This is a genomic window from Halobacillus locisalis, from assembly GCF_013694105.1.
Lineage (GTDB): Bacteria > Bacillota > Bacilli > Bacillales > Halobacillaceae > Halobacillus > Halobacillus locisalis.
Map to the genome: position 1 here is coordinate 379245 of NZ_JACEFG010000001.1, position 15960 is coordinate 395204.

The window sequence follows — 15960 nt, forward strand, 5'->3', positions numbered from 1 at the left end:
ATGGGACAAAAAGTACGTTTAGATGTTTTGTTAGTAGAAAAAGGTTATTTTGAAACAAGAGAAAAAGCAAAAAGGACAATCATGGCAGGCCTTGTTTTCTCAGAGCAGTCTAGGTTAGATAAACCGGGCTTAAAAGTAGACGAAGACATCCCTCTTACCGTCAAAGGAAAAGCTGTTCCATATGTGAGTCGTGGCGGCTTGAAGTTGGAGAAAGCTTTGAAGGTGTTTGATCTGAATGTGAAAGACAAAATCATGATCGACATCGGCTCCTCTACAGGTGGGTTTACAGATTGTGCCTTACAAAATGGGGCAAAATTAAGCTATGCTATTGATGTGGGCTATAACCAATTGGATTGGAAATTACGGAATCATCCTCAAGTCGTGGTTATGGAACGGACGAACTTCCGGTACGTTACAAGCGATGACTTGACAGAAGGGGCACCTGCTTTCGCATCTATTGATGTGTCCTTCATTTCTCTACGGTTGATTCTTCCTGTACTAGCTGGATTACTAACCGTTGGCGGAGACGTGGCAGCATTGATTAAGCCTCAATTCGAAGCGGGACGTGAACAAGTAGGGAAAAAAGGAATCATCAAAGATTCTAAAATCCATAAACAAGTTTGCGAAGACATCCTAGCATTCGCTGTTCAGCATGGCTATTCTGTCGAGAATTTAACATTCTCACCGATTACCGGTGGAGATGGGAATATCGAGTTCCTCGTCCATTTGCGTCAAACTGGCGAAAAAGAGGGGAAAATAGCAGAAACTGTCGATGTGGAAGCGGTTATTGAAGAAGCGCATGTCGCGCACAAGAGAAAGGAACAATAACTCTTTCTTCATGATGCTCATAAGGCACAACAATGCTGAAAACACAGGTTTTTTGGTTAGGTTTGAAATGGAGGAAGGTCATGAATAAGGGACAACGCCATATAAAAATAAGAGAACTCATTACGAATGACGATATTGAAACACAAGATGAATTAGTTGATCGTCTCAAAGGAATGGGATACAACGTCACACAGGCCACAGTTTCAAGAGATATTAAAGAGCTTCATCTAGTGAAGGTGCCCATGATGGACGGGCGATATAAATATAGCTTGCCTGCAGATCAACGCTTCAATCCTTTCGAGAAGTTGAAGCGTCTAATGATGGATGCATTCGTCAGCATCGATCGGGCAGGGCATTTTATCATTTTAAAAACTCTTCCTGGAAATGCCAATGCTGTCGGTGCTTTAGTGGACAACTTGGATTGGGATGAAATCATGGGTACCATTTGTGGTGATGATACATGTCTAATCATATGCCGAAGCGAAGAGCAGACAGAAACCATAAGTGATCAACTGTTAAATATGCTATAACTGAGGTGGATCGTTTCATGCTTACTGAATTATCAATTCGTGATTTTGCTATCATTGAACATGTTTCAGTCAATTTTAAAGAAGGCTTGACTGTATTAACGGGTGAAACCGGCGCGGGTAAGTCGATCATCATTGATGCGATTCAATTGCTATCAGGTGGACGAGGTTCGGTTGAGTTTGTCCGTCACGGAACCAAAAAAGCGGAAATTGAAGGTTTGTTCACTATTGAAGACGATCACCCTATTTATCAAAAGGGTGAAGAGTTCGGTGTAGAAATCGCAGAAGATGGGATGGTCGTTCTACATCGGACGATTACTCATCAAGGTAAAAGCATCTGTCGAGTGAATGGAAAGCTTGTTACGCTCGGAATACTGAGAGAATTCGGTCATTCCCTAATCGACATTCACAGCCAGCACGAAACACAGTCACTGATGGATCCAGACCGGCATATTGAACTGCTTGATTTGTTCTCTGACCAAGAGCTCATCCATACACAAGAAGAATACCGTAATGTCTATGATAAATACCGAGCGATGGTGAAAAGATATAAAGAACTAAGTGAAAATGAACAAGAGATGGCGCAGAGGTTGGATTTATTGGAATTTCAATTTCGTGAACTGCAAGAGGCTGAACTAGTGCCTAAAGAAGATGAGGACTTGAGTGAAGAACGCAACAAGTTGATGAATTATGAGAAAATTTATCAAGGAATTCATGATGCCTACAACTCTCTTTATGGGGAGCAGAAGGGTCTCGATTGGTTAAGTCATGCTATGAGTTCTGTCGAAAGCATCGCTGACTTTGATGATCAAATCTCGAAGATGGCAGAAGAATTGTCGAATTCTTATTACATAATCGAAGAATTGACTTTTCAGCTGAGTAGTCAAATGGCAGATCTTGAGTTCGATCCCGAACGATTGAACCAAATTGAATCGCGGTTGAATGAGCTGAATCGCTTGAAAAAGAAATACGGCGCATCTGTTGAAGATATTATGGAATATGCATCGAAGATTGAAGAAGAAATTGATGAAATCCAAAACAAAGATTCTCGGTTGAATAAAATGGAACACGAAATTCAAGAATTGGGTCAGGATGCGGTATTGGAAGCTAAACATATTCACGACTTGAGGTTGCAGTCTGCTGAGAAGTTATCCGTATCTATACATGACGAATTGAAGGATTTGTACTTGGAGAAAGCGTCGTTCGCCGTTGATATTCAAATGAAAGAAGGAAAAGAGGGAGACCCTGTTCTCGACGGAAAACCAGTACAATTGCTTTCAAACGGCATTGATCTTGTGAAATTTTTAATTACAACGAACCCCGGTGAACCGCTTAAAGAAATACATAAGGTAGCTTCGGGAGGCGAAATGTCACGAATCATGCTTGCACTGAAGAGAATATTTTCAAGACATCAAGGTGTCACGAGCGTGATATTTGATGAGGTCGATACTGGAGTGAGCGGAAGGGTAGCTCAATCCATTGCTGAGAAAATATACGGGATTTCTGTTGGCTCTCAAGTGCTTTGTATTTCACACCTTCCGCAAGTCGCTGCCATGGCTGATACACATGTCAGAATAGAGAAGCAAGTTGATAATGATCGTACCTATACGTCGGTCGTTGAACTATCGGACGATGAAAAAGCGGATGAGCTTTCACGTATGATCACTGGCGCTGAAATAACAGAAACAACACTTGAACATGCACGTGAACTGTTAGAGATGGCGAAGCAACATAAACAACAATAGAATAATTAAAGTGGGATAAAATAAACGTAGATAAGGTTTCTGCGTTTATTTTTTTTGGTATGAAAGGAAAGATAAAGGATAAGAAATAAAAATAAATCTGAATAAATATCGGAAGCAGCAGATATGGATAGCTTGATTCACTAGGAAGGCATTATGCATGGGCATTCTTTCTTTACGTGGGAAACGGTACTATAATTACGCAGATTATGCTCGTTTAAAAAGTCGCTCTGAGGACCACATTAATAGTAAGCCACGTGAGTTGGTATTGGATGAATGAGGAGTGAGAACCTGTGATCCATGAGAAAACAGTTAAATATATATGTGGTTCTGTTCTCCTGCTGTTAATGCTTGCTTTACCTTTATTTAGCCCTGTTCAAAAGTATTTGTCGATCCCGGATGAAGTGAAAGTGATGGCTTCTGAGGATGTTCAAACTGTTTGGAACAATAACTCGGATGATGCAATGACAGCTTTCTCATCGAGTAATGATCATCAAATATTTTATGAATTCGCTGGGGTACCCTTAAAGAAAACGCAAATTCAAGCGATGAAGGATATTCGTTTAATTCCTGGCGGGCAATCCGTCGGTGTTGAATTGCATACGAAAGGCGTACTGGTCGTTGGTCATCATCTGGTGACAGGTGAAGGGGATGAAAAAGTGTCCCCTGGAGAAGAAGCCGATGTATTAGTGGGAGATATCCTATTAAAGGGAAATGGCAAAGAATTAAATAGTATGGAGGACTTGTCTTCGTTAGTTAAGCGTTCTGGTGAAGAGGGAAAGGCAATTGAGTTGACCATTAAACGAAATGATCAACAAATTACGACGTCTTTAGAACCGTCATTCAGCGAACAAGATCAGGAATTTCAAGTGGGATTGTATATTCGTGATTCGGCCGCTGGGATCGGAACGATGACGTTTTATCACCCAGATAGTAAAAAATATGGTGCGCTAGGACATGTCATCTCTGATATGGATACGAAGAAACCGATTGAGATTCATGAAGGTACGATTGTCGAATCTCATGTGACATCGATTGAAAAAGGAAGTCAAGGCATTCCTGGGGAAAAGAAAGCGCGTTTCTCGATGAGTGAAAATCGCTTAGGAACGATAACGAAAAACACGCCTTTTGGTATATTTGGTGAATTGGATGAAACGATGGATAATCAAGACTATCCTGAAGGTCTTCCTGTTGGATACTCTGATCAAATTAAAGAAGGCCCTGCGCAAATTCTGACGGTATTAGAAGGAGATAAGTTACAAACGTTTGATATTGAAATTGTCAGTAATATGCCAAAGAAATCACCCGTAACAAAAGGGATGATTGTGAAGATAACAGATGAAGAACTGCTAAGTGAGACAGGCGGAATCGTTCAAGGGATGAGTGGTAGTCCGATTATTCAAGATGGAAAAATTATTGGTGCAGTCACCCATGTGTTCGTTAATGACCCGACAAGCGGGTATGGAGTTCATATTGAGTGGATGCTACAAGAAGCCGGTATAGAAATATATGAAGATCAAGCAAAAGCAAGTTAGAGAAGAGCTCAGTAGTGGGCTCTTTTCTTTTTCTCTTATAAAGTAAACAAATTGATGCAAGTTGGCTGATGGGTCATTGCATCAATGCTGAATTTTATTCGACAAAATTCGACAAAACATAGTCAACCTATGTCGAATTAGTGCGAATTCTAGAGTATTTTTAAGCATTTTGAAGATAATCTCATTTTATGAAATTTTTTTGTTATAATAAAAAAGGGTTAGATTCCCTGATGTCGAATATATCTATTCAAGGGAAGAGAGAACCATACTTGTAAGGAGGAAAATAAATGGAAAAAGTTAAAGTGTGCTTGGCCGATGATAACCGCGAGCTTGTAAAGCTTCTTGAAGAATATTTTGAGGGTACACAAGATATCGATGTAGTGGGTGCTTCTTATAATGGCAAAGACTGTCTGCAAATGGTCGAAGAGAAAAAGCCGGACGTTCTTATTTTGGATATTATCATGCCTCACTTGGATGGACTAGCTGTCTTGACGAAGTTAAAGGATTTGGACAACCAGCCTGATGTCATTATGCTAACCGCATTCGGACAAGAAGAAGTGACGAAGAAAGCAGTCGAACTAGGCGCGGCATATTTCATGATGAAGCCTTTTGATTTAGATCATTTAGGAGAACAAGTTCGTCAAATCAAACATTCAGGGGACCCAATCAACCGTGCATTAGGGAGTAGCTATGTATCGACCAAATCGAAGAAGCCGGATTTGGATACAAGCATCACTCATATTATTCATGAAGTTGGAGTTCCAGCTCACATTAAAGGCTACCAATATTTACGAGAAGCGATTACGATGGTTTATCGTGACCTAGAGCTTCTTGGATCCATTACAAAAGTTCTCTACCCAGATATTGCGACTAAATATAATACTACGGCATCCCGTGTAGAACGTGCGATTCGTCACGCCATCGAAGTAGCGTGGAATCGTGGCAATATTGATGCTATTTCGTCTTTATTCGGTTATACCATTTCTAATACAAAAGCAAAACCTACGAACTCAGAGTTCATTGCAATGGTTGCAGACCGATTGCGCTTAGAACATAAAGCAAGCTAATGAAAAAAAGGAAGCCGAGGCATTTGTGCCTCGGCTTCCTTTTACTTTTTCATCCATTTGTGTATATACTGCGCCAGCTCTGGATCGTCATAGAAACCTTGATCAATGGCATCGAGGTATGGGGCAAGTAATCGGTGGAGGGGTTGTTCTAGGAGATCAATTCCTAATCGATTGAACAAACGGTAACAGAAAGGAAGGGCGGGATATTGGATAATGATATATCGGTGTCCGGATTCTTTATATGTACATACTAAGCTGAATTCATGCTGTTTTGGATAGTAACTATACCCTCCAAACCCATTCCTTCTACGTGTAAGCAAAGGAAGCTCCTCCTTTTATTCTAATAGAACCTGTCATCATTATACATGAATAATGTAACTTTATGTAATTTACTGTCCAATTTGTCCGATCAATTGGCATCTTTTCTTAAACATCCCTTCATATTCAGGTTGTTTTTGTGATACAATTCATAATTATTAAATACTTTAGGTCGTTAATGGGGTGTTGTGAAATGAAGGTTGTTAAATTTGGTGGAAGTTCAGTAGCAAGTGCTGGGCAAATTGATAAAATCACGAAAATCATCGTGTCTGATGCTTCCCGTCGAGTGATTGTCGTCTCGGCACCAGGAAAACGTTTTTCTGAAGATGTCAAAGTAACAGATTTGCTTATTCAACTAGGTGAGTCCGTTCGTATAGGCGTAGATAATGAAAAAGCTTATCAGCAGATTCTGGACAGGTTCGAAGGAATCATTCGTGACCTGGGTCTCGATCAAAAGGTGTTAGAACAGGTAGTGAAGAAAATTAATGATTCGATTTTCAGAATCAAGCAACAAGATCCAAGCGGATTAGATGCGCTTAAATCATGTGGTGAGGATGGATCGGCTCTGATTGTCAGTGCTTATTTAAATCATGAAGGATATGCGACTTCTTATGTAAATCCGAAAGAAGCGGGTATTCTTGTGCAAGATCAGCCGGGTGGAGCATTAGTGTTGGATGAAAGCTTTGATCATTTGTATCAATTGAGAAAAAGAGAAGAAATTTTGGTCATTCCGGGATTCTTCGGATTCACGAAAGAAGAGAAACTGGTGACTTTTTCTCGAGGAGGATCCGATATCACGGGTTCGATTGTAGCTGCCGGTTTGAAAGCCGAGTTGTATGAGAATTTCACGGATGTAGATTCGGTTTATTGTGTAAACCCAATGCTTGTCGATAACCCTCGTCAACTTACATCACTGACGTACCGTGAAATGCGAGAGTTGTCTTATGCTGGCTTCTCTGTTTTTCATGACGAAGCGCTTATCCCAGCGTTCAAACAAAAAATTCCTGTATGCATAAAGAATACAAATAATCCGTCTGCCCCAGGGACCATGATTGTCGCGGACCTTCCTGAGCGTGAACATCATGTTGTCGGGATTGCTAGTGACAACGGCTTTTTGAACCTCTATGTAAGCAAATACTTAATGAACAGAGAAATCGGTTTTGGTCGAAGACTTCTCCAGATTCTTGAAGACGAAGAAGTTTCCTTTGAACATGCGCCATCTGGAATAGATGATATGTCTGTAATTATTCGAGAGCATCAGCTTCCTAAGCAAAAAGAAGAAATCGTCATACAGCGGATCAAGGATGAACTGCAAGTCGATATGGTGTTAATTGAGAGGGAAATGGCTATGATTATGCTGGTGGGAGAAGGGATGAACCAGACAGTAGGTATTGCGAGCAGCGCGACATCTGCCTTCCACAAAGCGGGAGTCAATATTGAAATGATCAACCAAGGTTCCTCTGAGGTTTCCATGATGTTCGGTGTCAAGACTGAGGGTCTAGCAGCAGCTGTGCAATCACTCTATCGCACTTTTTTCGATTAGGCGTGATGGAGGGTGGAGCATGGAAGATCGGATTAGGCAAAAGAAGCGAAGTGGAGTGATTATTTCTCCTGCTTCGCTTTTTTGTGTTTTTGTAAAATCTTATCTAATTCGCCGAACGTTTCTATATGCCGGTTTAAGGTCATGTATAAGAGCTGTCTAAATAACTCAGCTGTCATGATGGCATCGTTTAAAGCGTGGTGTCGATCCCGCTTCTCAATTCCGAAATATTTGAGCAAAGGATCCAGTTGGTGCTTATCAGCTGGTAGTAGCCACTGTGCTAACAAATGGGAATCGATCACGGGTGGATAGTAGTCAGGGAGCTTCCAGCGCTTGAGCATCGCTTGTAGGAAGCGCATATCAAACTTAGCTGGATGAGCAACCAATACTGAACCTTCGCTATAATCCAAGAAGTTTTGAAATCCATCGATAAATGGACTGGCGTTGTTCAAACGTTCTCTAGTGAGTCCTGTCAATCTCAGTGTTTGGTTATTGACAGGACGAATGGGCCGAATGACTTGGTGGAACGTCTTTCTGGAGCAAGAAGAAAACCCTTGAATCCGTACAGCACCAATCGAAATGATTTCATGACCGATTTCTGGGATGAAACCAGTCGTTTCTAAATCAAATATGGTGTATTCTAGTTCTTCTAAAGGTTGATAAATCATACGTGGATCTCGCTTGTATTCATTCAGCTGCTCCTCAAGGCGCTGGTAATGACTCCACTTTAAATACGGCTTTATTTTATAATGGTAAATCGGCTTTTCGAAGAAGATATATTTTAATATTTGTAAGTCAACGGGGAGCATCAAACCACCCGATTCCGATTATAGCTTAATTCAAGAACTTGTTGGAGCCGCTTGGCTATGATCAAAGCTTCGCGGAGAGAACGCCTTTCGTCTTTTTTTAATTGCCCAAGTCTCAAATCGTTGGATAAAGTCTCGTTTTCCTTGAGTTGATTCAAGTTCTCTTTTAAACGGAACATCATCAAGCGGTGCAAGGCCGTCTTTGCATTCTCGACGTCCCTTGGGTGGAAACGTTCCTGCTCAGCAAGGGCATCAAGACGATTGACCGTATTGATTTCTTCGATGCCGTGTTTCATGCTGTAAATTCGAATGGCGTTCACAATTTGCATGATGGCTGATTTTTTCAAATTCAATGTTCGTTTTTTGCCGACACCTGAAATGCGTCCGAATGGTTGAACCGGCACACGGAAACGTAATGTATCTTTCATCAAGAGTTGATGTAAGTTCAAAGATTTTTGGACCCTTTTTGTGACGTATTTTTTCAAGTCATACGCTAGGGAGTAATCACCGAAAATCGGCCGGAAGTCCATGAAAATGGTGAAGTCACGAATCTCTTCAGCGTCCATTTGATTGATCCATTGATCGATGGTTTGATGCCAGTCGGTCATTTGCTTTCGCCATTTGTCTTCTTTGGCCATAATGCCCCCTTTACAATAAGGAAACCCGCAATCATCCAGCATAGCATTGATTTTTTCAGCAAAAATCACGAAATATGATTCGATTTGCTGTTTGTTTTTCGAAAGCTCGTAGTCAGATAAGATCATCCCGTTATCCTGATCGGTTGAGAATGCTTGCTCTTTCCTTCCTTCACTTCCCATGACTAAGAAGCAGTAGTTGACAGGAGGTGCACCGTAACCCTCAGCAATCATTTCGTCCTCTGCTATTTGCACAATCTGTTTATGAATACGATCATTATAGTTCGTTATCAACTCTGCTATATCATAAGCGAACATGTGATCATTGATTAAACTTGCCACGAACTGTTGAAACCGCTCATTGTGAATAGGGGATAGTTGTTTGATTTCGTTTGCGGTTGTGGCGTTGGAAATCCGGTATGTTAAATCGAAATAAACAGAATTTTTAATGGTGAAGAAGGAAGATTGTCTAAGAATCCCCACAATTTTGTCTTTGTGTAATACAGGGATGATTTCTGTTGGGTGGTGCTTCAAATAACTTAACGCATCATAAATGAATTCTTGTTCATTGATTTCATACGCCTCTTCAGACATATACGCACGCACAGGATTACGGTGATCATTCTCGAAGTAGGCCCGCAAAATTTCACCATAGCCGATCATGCCGAGCATCGTTTTTTGATCTTCACTGACAATCAGCGCTTCAATTTTCTGCTGTTGTAATAACCGAGCAGCCTGTTCAATTGACTCATCAGGATGAATGAAGGTCGGTGTTTCCATATACGCGTCAGCTCTTTTTTTGTAAAGTTCCCGGTCGTCTTGCTCATCAGTCGTCGAGCTTTTATATTTGACTTCATCATATAAACTTTTCATCAAATGACTGATGCCATCCATGACGACTTTTGAAAACTGGGTATTGTTCGACATGATTTCCAAGAACGATTCACGTTCGAAACATAGCGTCTTAATAGGCTCAAGTGCTTGAACAGAAAAGCGCATTTCTCCGCTTGTGAGGAGAATCATGACTCCGATCAAGTCACCAGGATAATAGAACCGGACTGAAAGTTGACGTCCATTCGAACGGTGCATGATATTTTTGGCGAGACCAGAGATTAAGAAGTGGATGTCAATCGTATCATCTGCTTGGTCTTCATGGATCAAAAACTCATTCTTACTGTATTCCTTAACGACAGCCTTACCGAATATCGCGTCAAACTCTTCTTCTGATAATAAATCAAAAGGGTACTGCTTTTTAAATAATTCAAATTCTTCCACAGATCAAAACTCCTTCATTATATGTGTCAGTCTTCATTCTTAAATCGACCTTTCGTCAAGTTCCTTTTTCGATCACGGTGAAGAATGAATCCTCCGATAAAAGCGAGTCCCCCAACAACGAAAAGAACCCCGGCGATCCCTTGTAAGACCATATGAAAAAATATAGGGTGAAACTCACCGAATAGAGCATCCCTGATCAGCTTAATTCCATAAACAGCAACGATTCCGGGTATGACTAAGATGAGCAAAGCAATTAATCTCATAAGCGAATATCTCCTTCATTTATTCCATCCTCAGTATATCAAATGGCGAAGGTAGAGGGAATACCATAAGGGTTGCTAAAACGTGCAGAATAGGATAGGATAAAGTTACGCAAAAAATTGCAGGGTGTGGTGAAATGAAACGTGTATTAATTGTAGGTGCAGGTAAAGGTGGTACAGCCCTGTTGCAGTTGTTGAATGAGACAGATCGCATGGAAGTCGTTGCGATTACAGATATCGATTCAAGGGCTGCTGGTTTTTCTCTTGCAAAGAAGTATGGCATCCCGACCCACAGAGATTGGCGAGATTGGATACATAAAGACATTGACATTGTGATTGAAGCGACGGGGAGCGATGAAGTGTTTGAGGAAATACGTTCCGAGCGAAAGCGCACAACGGTGTTGATTCCAGGATCAGTAGCCTATATCACTTCGGAATTGCTAGAAGAAAAAGAATCGTTAGTCCAAAAGTTAAAACAACAGACTGAAAACCAACATTTGATATTGAATAGTATCCATGACGGCATGATTGTCATCGCGGATAACGGAAACGTTTCATTTATGAATCGCAGTGCAGAACGGATACTAGAGATGGATCGAACGTGTGTTGTTGGGAAGCCGGTGAAAGGAATTATTCCAGGTTCGAGATTACCCCATTTATTACAGTCACGGGAGAAAGAAATCAACCAAAAGCTTGAGCTTGACAATGGGAAGAAAGTAATCACGACAAGGATTCCAATGATAGGACAAGACCAAAGGGTCATAGGGGCCTATGCCGTGTTCAAGGATATTACGGAAGTGGTGGATTTAGCTGAAGAAATCACAGACCTTAAAGAAGTCAAAACCATGCTCGAAGCGATTATCCATTCCTCAGATGAGGCGATTTCTGTCGTAGACGAAAATGGAAACGGTTTAATGATCAACCCTGCTTACACGAGAATTACAGGACTTAAGGAAGGAGACATTGTTGGCAAGCCGGCAACCGTCGATATTTCTGAAGGTGAGAGTATGCACATGAAGGTCCTGAACACCAGGAGGCCAGTTCGTGGGGTCAGGTTGAAAGTAGGGCCTTCCAAGAAAGATGTTCTGGTCAATGTAGCACCTGTCATCGTTGATGGGAAGTTGAAGGGGAGTGTGGGTGTTCTTCATGATGTATCGGAGATTCAGTCGCTTACAAGTGAGTTGAGAAGAGCGCGTCAAATCATCCGTAGCTTGGAAGCGAAATACACATTTGATGACATCATCGGAAGTTCGAATGAAATGACGCTTGCCCTTGAACAAGCGAAGGTCGGGGCGAAAACGCCAGCGACTGTTCTTCTTAGAGGTGAGTCTGGCACAGGGAAAGAGTTATTTGCTCACGCCATTCATAATGAGAGTGAGAGGCGACATAATAAGTTTATCCGTGTCAATTGTGCGGCTATAGCTGAGTCTCTTTTAGAGAGTGAACTGTTCGGCTATGAGGACGGAGCATTCTCTGGTGCGAAGCGGGGAGGAAAGAAAGGGCTTTTCGAAGAAGCGAATTATGGAAGTATTTTCTTAGACGAAATCGGGGAACTTACGCTTGCGATGCAGGCGAAGTTGCTTAGAGTTCTGCAAGAGAATGAACTGATCCGTGTCGGGGGAACGAAACCAGTTCATGTTGACGTTCGGGTCATAGCGGCGACGAACCTCAATCTAGAAAAAGCGATCATGATGAAAACTTTTCGAGAAGACCTTTACTACCGTCTCAATCGCTTACCCATTTACATCCCCCCTTTACGAGAGAGGGCGGGAGATATTGAACTATTAACGGACCATTTGATCCAAAGGTTAAATGATGACTATGGTCGAAACGTAACAAGTCTGGATGCTAAAGCCCTTGAAAAGTTGGAAGCGTACGATTGGCCAGGCAATGTGAGAGAACTAGAAAATATTATCGGGCGGGCTATGATTTACATGGATCATTTGGAAGAAACGATTCGTGCCGATCATATCCCGAGGCTGAAGGTTGAAACAGAACGCGAACTCGATCATTCTAAAGCAACGTGGTTGGGTGAGACATTGCAGCAAGCCGTGGATGACTTTGAGAGGAAATTGTTGGCGGACGCATTCAGGGCACATAATTTTAATAAGACACAAACAGCGAAAGCTTTGGGTATTTCCATACGGAACCTTTATTATAAGTTAGAGAAATATGGTTTAGACAAAGATAGCATGCAAGATTCTTCATAATGCAAGAAGTTGCATAGTAACGTCAGTCTCTATGCCCATGTATTTAGCTTTAGAATTGGCATGAAACTTGCATGTATGAAAGTGGAGAGGTGACATCATGAAATCATTAGACGAACTAATTCAACGGGTAGATCAGTCGAACGTGAAGACCGTGGCTGTCGCTCAGGCAGCAGATGAAGAAGTGCTTAAAGCCGTGAAGCAAGCTCTTGATAAGGGTCTTGCCTCCTTCTTACTCGTAGGAGAAAGCATACAGATTGAACAAGTTGCAAGAACGGCGGAGTTGGACCTTGACCAAGCAGGAGTCGAAATCGTCAGCTGTGAGGAAAGTAAGGCTGCGATGGAAGCGGTCAAATCGGTTCATGAACAAAAAGCTCATGTAGTGATGAAGGGACATATTGATACCAAGTCTTTGCTTAAAGCGGTTCTGAATAAGGAATTCGGTTTAAGGGGGAAAGGGGTTTTGTCACATGTAGCTTTATTTGAAGTTCCTGGACGCGACAATTTGATTTTCTTAACGGACTCTGCCATGAATATCGCGCCTTCGTTAGAAGAGAAGGTTCATATTTTGAATAATGCTGTTCATGTCGCAAGAAAAGCGGGGTGGAAACAACCTAAGGTGGCTCCTTTAGCTGCTGTAGAGGTCGTGAACCCTGCGATGCCAGCTACGCATGATGCGGCAATCTTGACTCAAATGAACCGTCGTGGCCAAATCAAAGACTGTCTAGTCGATGGGCCACTTGCTTTTGACAATGCAGTCGATCGAGACGCCGCAGAGCAGAAAGGCGTTCAGTCAGAAGTCGCCGGTCAAGCTGATATATTGTTGGTCCCAACTATTGAAGTGGCCAATGCTTTATATAAATCATTCATGTATTTTGCGAATGCGAAAGTAGCAGCCGTCATTAGTGGAGCGAAAGCCCCTATTGTTTTGACGTCCCGCGCAGATACAGCCGAGAGTAAAGTGTACTCACTCGCTCTAGCCTTACAATCTAGTAACTCATAGGAGGAATTTATAATGGAAATATTCAAGTATATGAAAGAATACGATTACGAACAATTGGTGCTTTGTCAGGATGAACAGTCAGGATTAAAAGCGATTATCGCGATTCATGATACAACACTAGGGCCGGCACTTGGTGGCACACGTATGTGGACATATGCTTCTGAAGAAGATGCGATTGAAGATGCTCTGCGCCTTGCCAAAGGGATGACTTATAAAAATGCGGCAGCAGGCCTGAATCTTGGTGGTGGAAAAACGGTTATCATCGGGGATCCTAAGAAAGACAAGAACGAAGAGTTGTTCCGTGCTTTCGGACGTTACATTCAAGGGCTCAATGGCCGTTACATCACAGCAGAAGACGTGGGGACTACTGTACAGGATATGGATTTGATTCACGAGGAGACGGACTATGTGACTGGAATCTCTCCAGCCTTCGGTTCATCAGGAAATCCTTCTCCGGTAACAGCTTACGGCGTTTATCGTGGGATGAAGGCAGCGGCTAAAGAAGGATTCGGATCCGATTCGCTTGAAGGCAAAACCATTGCTGTACAAGGTGTCGGAAACGTGGCATACAAGCTTTGCCGTCACTTACACGAAGAAGGCGCGAAGTTGATTGTTACCGATATCAATAAAGAAGCCGTTCAGCGCGCGGTTGAAGAATTTGGTGCCGAAGCGGTAGAACCTGATGAAATCTACGGCGTGGAATGTGATATTTATGCTCCGTGTGCACTAGGCGCGACCATTAATGATGAGACCATTCCTCAAATTAAGGCGAAAGTCATTGCAGGAGCTGCCAATAATCAGTTGAAAGAAACGCGTCACGGAGATATCTTACACGAGAAAGGCGTCGTGTACACACCTGATTACGTCATCAATGCTGGTGGAGTCATCAATGTCGCGGACGAGCTACACGGTTACAACAAAGAAAGAGCGATGAAGCGTGTCGAGACGATTTACGACAATCTTGCCCGCGTATTTGAAATCTCTCGCAGAGACAATATTCCTACGTATAAGGCTGCTGACCGCATGGCTGAGGAGCGTATCGAACGTATGCGTAAATCTCGTAGCCAATTCTTACAAAATGGTCAACACATCCTTTCTAGAAAATAAGTAACGGAGGTCAAAGACAGTGCATACTCATCGAATTCTAGTCATCAACCCAGGCTCCACTTCAACAAAGATCGGCGTCTTTGACGATGAAGAAGTCATATTTGAAAAAACGATCCGTCATCAACCGGATGAGGTGAATCAATATAAACGTATCATCGATCAATATGAGTTCAGAAAACAAGTAATTCTGGATGAATTGGATCAAGAAGGGATCAGCATCAGTAAGCTTAGCGCCGTGTGTGGACGCGGCGGCTTGCTTCGTCCCATCGAAGGTGGTACTTACGAAGTGAATGAAGCGATGTTAGAGGATTTGAAGAACGGATACAACGGAGAGCATGCCTCAAATCTCGGTGGAATGATCGCTCATGAAATTGCTCGAAGCTTGAATATCGGTGCCTACATCGTCGACCCGGTCGTTGTCGATGAATTACATGATTTAGCCCGTGTTTCGGGTGTTCCTGAAATTCCACGTAAAAGTATCTTTCATGCGCTCAATCAGAAAGCCGTAGCAAGACGTGCTGCCAAAGACTTAGAGAAACCATACAGGGATACACGCTTGATTGTTACTCATATGGGTGGCGGCATAACTGTTGGAGCCCATGCCGGAGGGCGCGTCATTGATGTGAATAACGGTCTTCATGGAGACGGCCCGTTTTCCCCGGAAAGAGCTGGAACAGTACCTGCTGGTGACCTAGTATCTCTTTGCTTCTCAGGGCAATACTACCGGGATGAAGTGATGAAGAAGTTAGTGGGACAAGGCGGATTGATGGCCTATCTCGATACGAACGATGCCCGGGAAGTTGAGAAAATGGTCGAGCACGGAGACCAAAAAGCATCACTCGTTTACGAATCGATGGCTTATCAAATCGCGAAAGAAATAGGTAGTATGAGTGCAGTGCTTGAAGGGAAAGTCGATGCTATCGCCTTGACGGGAGGACTGGCTTATGGCAAAAAGTTTGTCGAGGAGATTTCCAAACGTGTTCACTGGATTGCTGATGTCCTCGTCTACCCTGGTGAGAATGAGCTGGAAGCGCTCAATGAAGGAACGCTTCGTGTATTAAATAACGAGGAAGTACCTAAACAGTACCCGAATTTTGCAGAATAAAAAGG

At 42.4% G+C, this 15960-nt stretch carries 14 protein-coding genes; 10 read left to right on the forward strand and 4 right to left on the reverse strand.

Translation table 11 applies throughout. The annotated features are described in order from the left end of the window. From H0266_RS01940 to spo0A, 5 genes are all read left to right on the forward strand, one after another. The gene (locus tag H0266_RS01940) at positions 1–828 is read left to right on the forward strand and encodes a TlyA family RNA methyltransferase (RefSeq protein WP_181470695.1); all 828 of its coding nucleotides are present in this window, start codon (positions 1–3) and stop codon (positions 826–828) included. An 80-nt stretch (positions 829–908) separates the two neighbouring features. Next, the gene (gene ahrC / locus H0266_RS01945) at positions 909–1358 is read left to right on the forward strand and encodes a transcriptional regulator AhrC/ArgR (protein WP_181470696.1); all 450 of its coding nucleotides are present in this window, start codon (positions 909–911) and stop codon (positions 1356–1358) included. A gap of 17 nt (positions 1359–1375) precedes the next feature. After that, entirely contained in the window at positions 1376–3100 is a 1725-nt protein-coding gene (gene recN / locus H0266_RS01950) for a DNA repair protein RecN (protein WP_181470697.1), read from the forward strand. A 290-nt stretch (positions 3101–3390) separates the two neighbouring features. Continuing rightward, positions 3391–4632: a SpoIVB peptidase gene (gene spoIVB / locus H0266_RS01955; protein WP_181470698.1), complete on the forward strand. Its 1242-nt coding sequence runs from the start codon at positions 3391–3393 to the stop codon at positions 4630–4632. Positions 4633–4919: 287 nt separating this feature from the next. Then, the gene (gene spo0A / locus H0266_RS01960; RefSeq protein WP_181470699.1) at positions 4920–5699 is read left to right on the forward strand and encodes a sporulation transcription factor Spo0A; all 780 of its coding nucleotides are present in this window, start codon (positions 4920–4922) and stop codon (positions 5697–5699) included. Between the two features lie 41 nt (positions 5700–5740). Here spo0A and H0266_RS01965 read toward each other — a convergent pair whose 3' ends face one another. Beyond that, positions 5741–6019, reverse strand: coding sequence for a hypothetical protein (locus H0266_RS01965; RefSeq protein WP_181470700.1), 279 nt, complete (start codon positions 6017–6019; stop codon positions 5741–5743). A 191-nt stretch (positions 6020–6210) separates the two neighbouring features. On the opposite strand from H0266_RS01965, the gene H0266_RS01970 reads away from it, so the two are divergent. Continuing rightward, on the forward strand, positions 6211–7560 hold the full coding sequence (locus H0266_RS01970) for an aspartate kinase (RefSeq protein ID WP_181470701.1): 1350 nt from the start codon (positions 6211–6213) through the stop codon (positions 7558–7560). A 59-nt stretch (positions 7561–7619) separates the two neighbouring features. Here H0266_RS01970 and H0266_RS01975 read toward each other — a convergent pair whose 3' ends face one another. The 3 genes from H0266_RS01975 to H0266_RS01985 are packed head-to-tail and all read right to left on the reverse strand — an operon-like array spanning position 7620 to position 10536. Beyond that, positions 7620–8366, reverse strand: a complete 747-nt coding sequence (locus H0266_RS01975; RefSeq protein ID WP_181470702.1) for a 3'-5' exonuclease — start codon at positions 8364–8366, stop codon at positions 7620–7622. Beyond that, a complete protein-coding gene (locus H0266_RS01980) occupies positions 8366–10273 on the reverse strand; it encodes a DUF294 nucleotidyltransferase-like domain-containing protein (protein ID WP_181470703.1) in 1908 nt (635 codons plus the stop codon). The genes H0266_RS01975 and H0266_RS01980 overlap by 1 nt, the downstream gene beginning before the upstream one ends. Before the next feature lie 26 nt (positions 10274–10299). Then, positions 10300–10536, reverse strand: a complete 237-nt coding sequence (locus tag H0266_RS01985; protein ID WP_181470704.1) for a DUF2627 domain-containing protein — start codon at positions 10534–10536, stop codon at positions 10300–10302. Positions 10537–10670: 134 nt separating this feature from the next. On the opposite strand from H0266_RS01985, the gene H0266_RS01990 reads away from it, so the two are divergent. The 4 genes from H0266_RS01990 to buk all read left to right on the forward strand — a co-directional run bounded on the left by H0266_RS01990 (position 10671) and on the right by buk (position 15955). Then, on the forward strand, positions 10671–12743 hold the full coding sequence (locus H0266_RS01990; protein ID WP_181470705.1) for a sigma 54-interacting transcriptional regulator: 2073 nt from the start codon (positions 10671–10673) through the stop codon (positions 12741–12743). 97 nt (positions 12744–12840) lie between these two features. After that, positions 12841–13743 carry a phosphate butyryltransferase gene (yqiS, locus tag H0266_RS01995; protein ID WP_181470706.1) on the forward strand — a complete coding sequence of 301 codons (903 nt, stop codon included), beginning with the start codon at positions 12841–12843 and terminating at the stop codon, positions 13741–13743. 12 nt (positions 13744–13755) lie between these two features. Further along, entirely contained in the window at positions 13756–14850 is a 1095-nt protein-coding gene (gene bcd / locus H0266_RS02000; RefSeq protein WP_181470707.1) for a branched-chain amino acid dehydrogenase, read from the forward strand. 19 nt (positions 14851–14869) lie between these two features. After that, complete coding sequence (buk, locus tag H0266_RS02005) at positions 14870–15955, forward strand: butyrate kinase (protein WP_181470708.1); 1086 nt, start codon at positions 14870–14872, stop codon at positions 15953–15955. Positions 15956–15960 lie beyond the last annotated feature (5 nt).

Coding starts and splice junctions, on each gene's coding strand:
- H0266_RS01940 (WP_181470695.1), top strand. CDS start 1: ATGGGACAAAAAGTACGTTTAGATGTTTTGTTAGTAGAAAAAGGTTAT.
- ahrC (WP_181470696.1), top strand. CDS start 909: ATGAATAAGGGACAACGCCATATAAAAATAAGAGAACTCATTACGAAT.
- recN (WP_181470697.1), top strand. CDS start 1,376: ATGCTTACTGAATTATCAATTCGTGATTTTGCTATCATTGAACATGTT.
- spo0A (WP_181470699.1), top strand. CDS start 4,920: ATGGAAAAAGTTAAAGTGTGCTTGGCCGATGATAACCGCGAGCTTGTA.
- H0266_RS01970 (WP_181470701.1), top strand. CDS start 6,211: ATGAAGGTTGTTAAATTTGGTGGAAGTTCAGTAGCAAGTGCTGGGCAA.
- H0266_RS01975 (WP_181470702.1), bottom strand. CDS start 8,366: ATGCTCCCCGTTGACTTACAAATATTAAAATATATCTTCTTCGAAAAG.
- H0266_RS01985 (WP_181470704.1), bottom strand. CDS start 10,536: ATGAGATTAATTGCTTTGCTCATCTTAGTCATACCCGGAATCGTTGCT.
- H0266_RS01990 (WP_181470705.1), top strand. CDS start 10,671: ATGAAACGTGTATTAATTGTAGGTGCAGGTAAAGGTGGTACAGCCCTG.
- yqiS (WP_181470706.1), top strand. CDS start 12,841: ATGAAATCATTAGACGAACTAATTCAACGGGTAGATCAGTCGAACGTG.
- bcd (WP_181470707.1), top strand. CDS start 13,756: ATGGAAATATTCAAGTATATGAAAGAATACGATTACGAACAATTGGTG.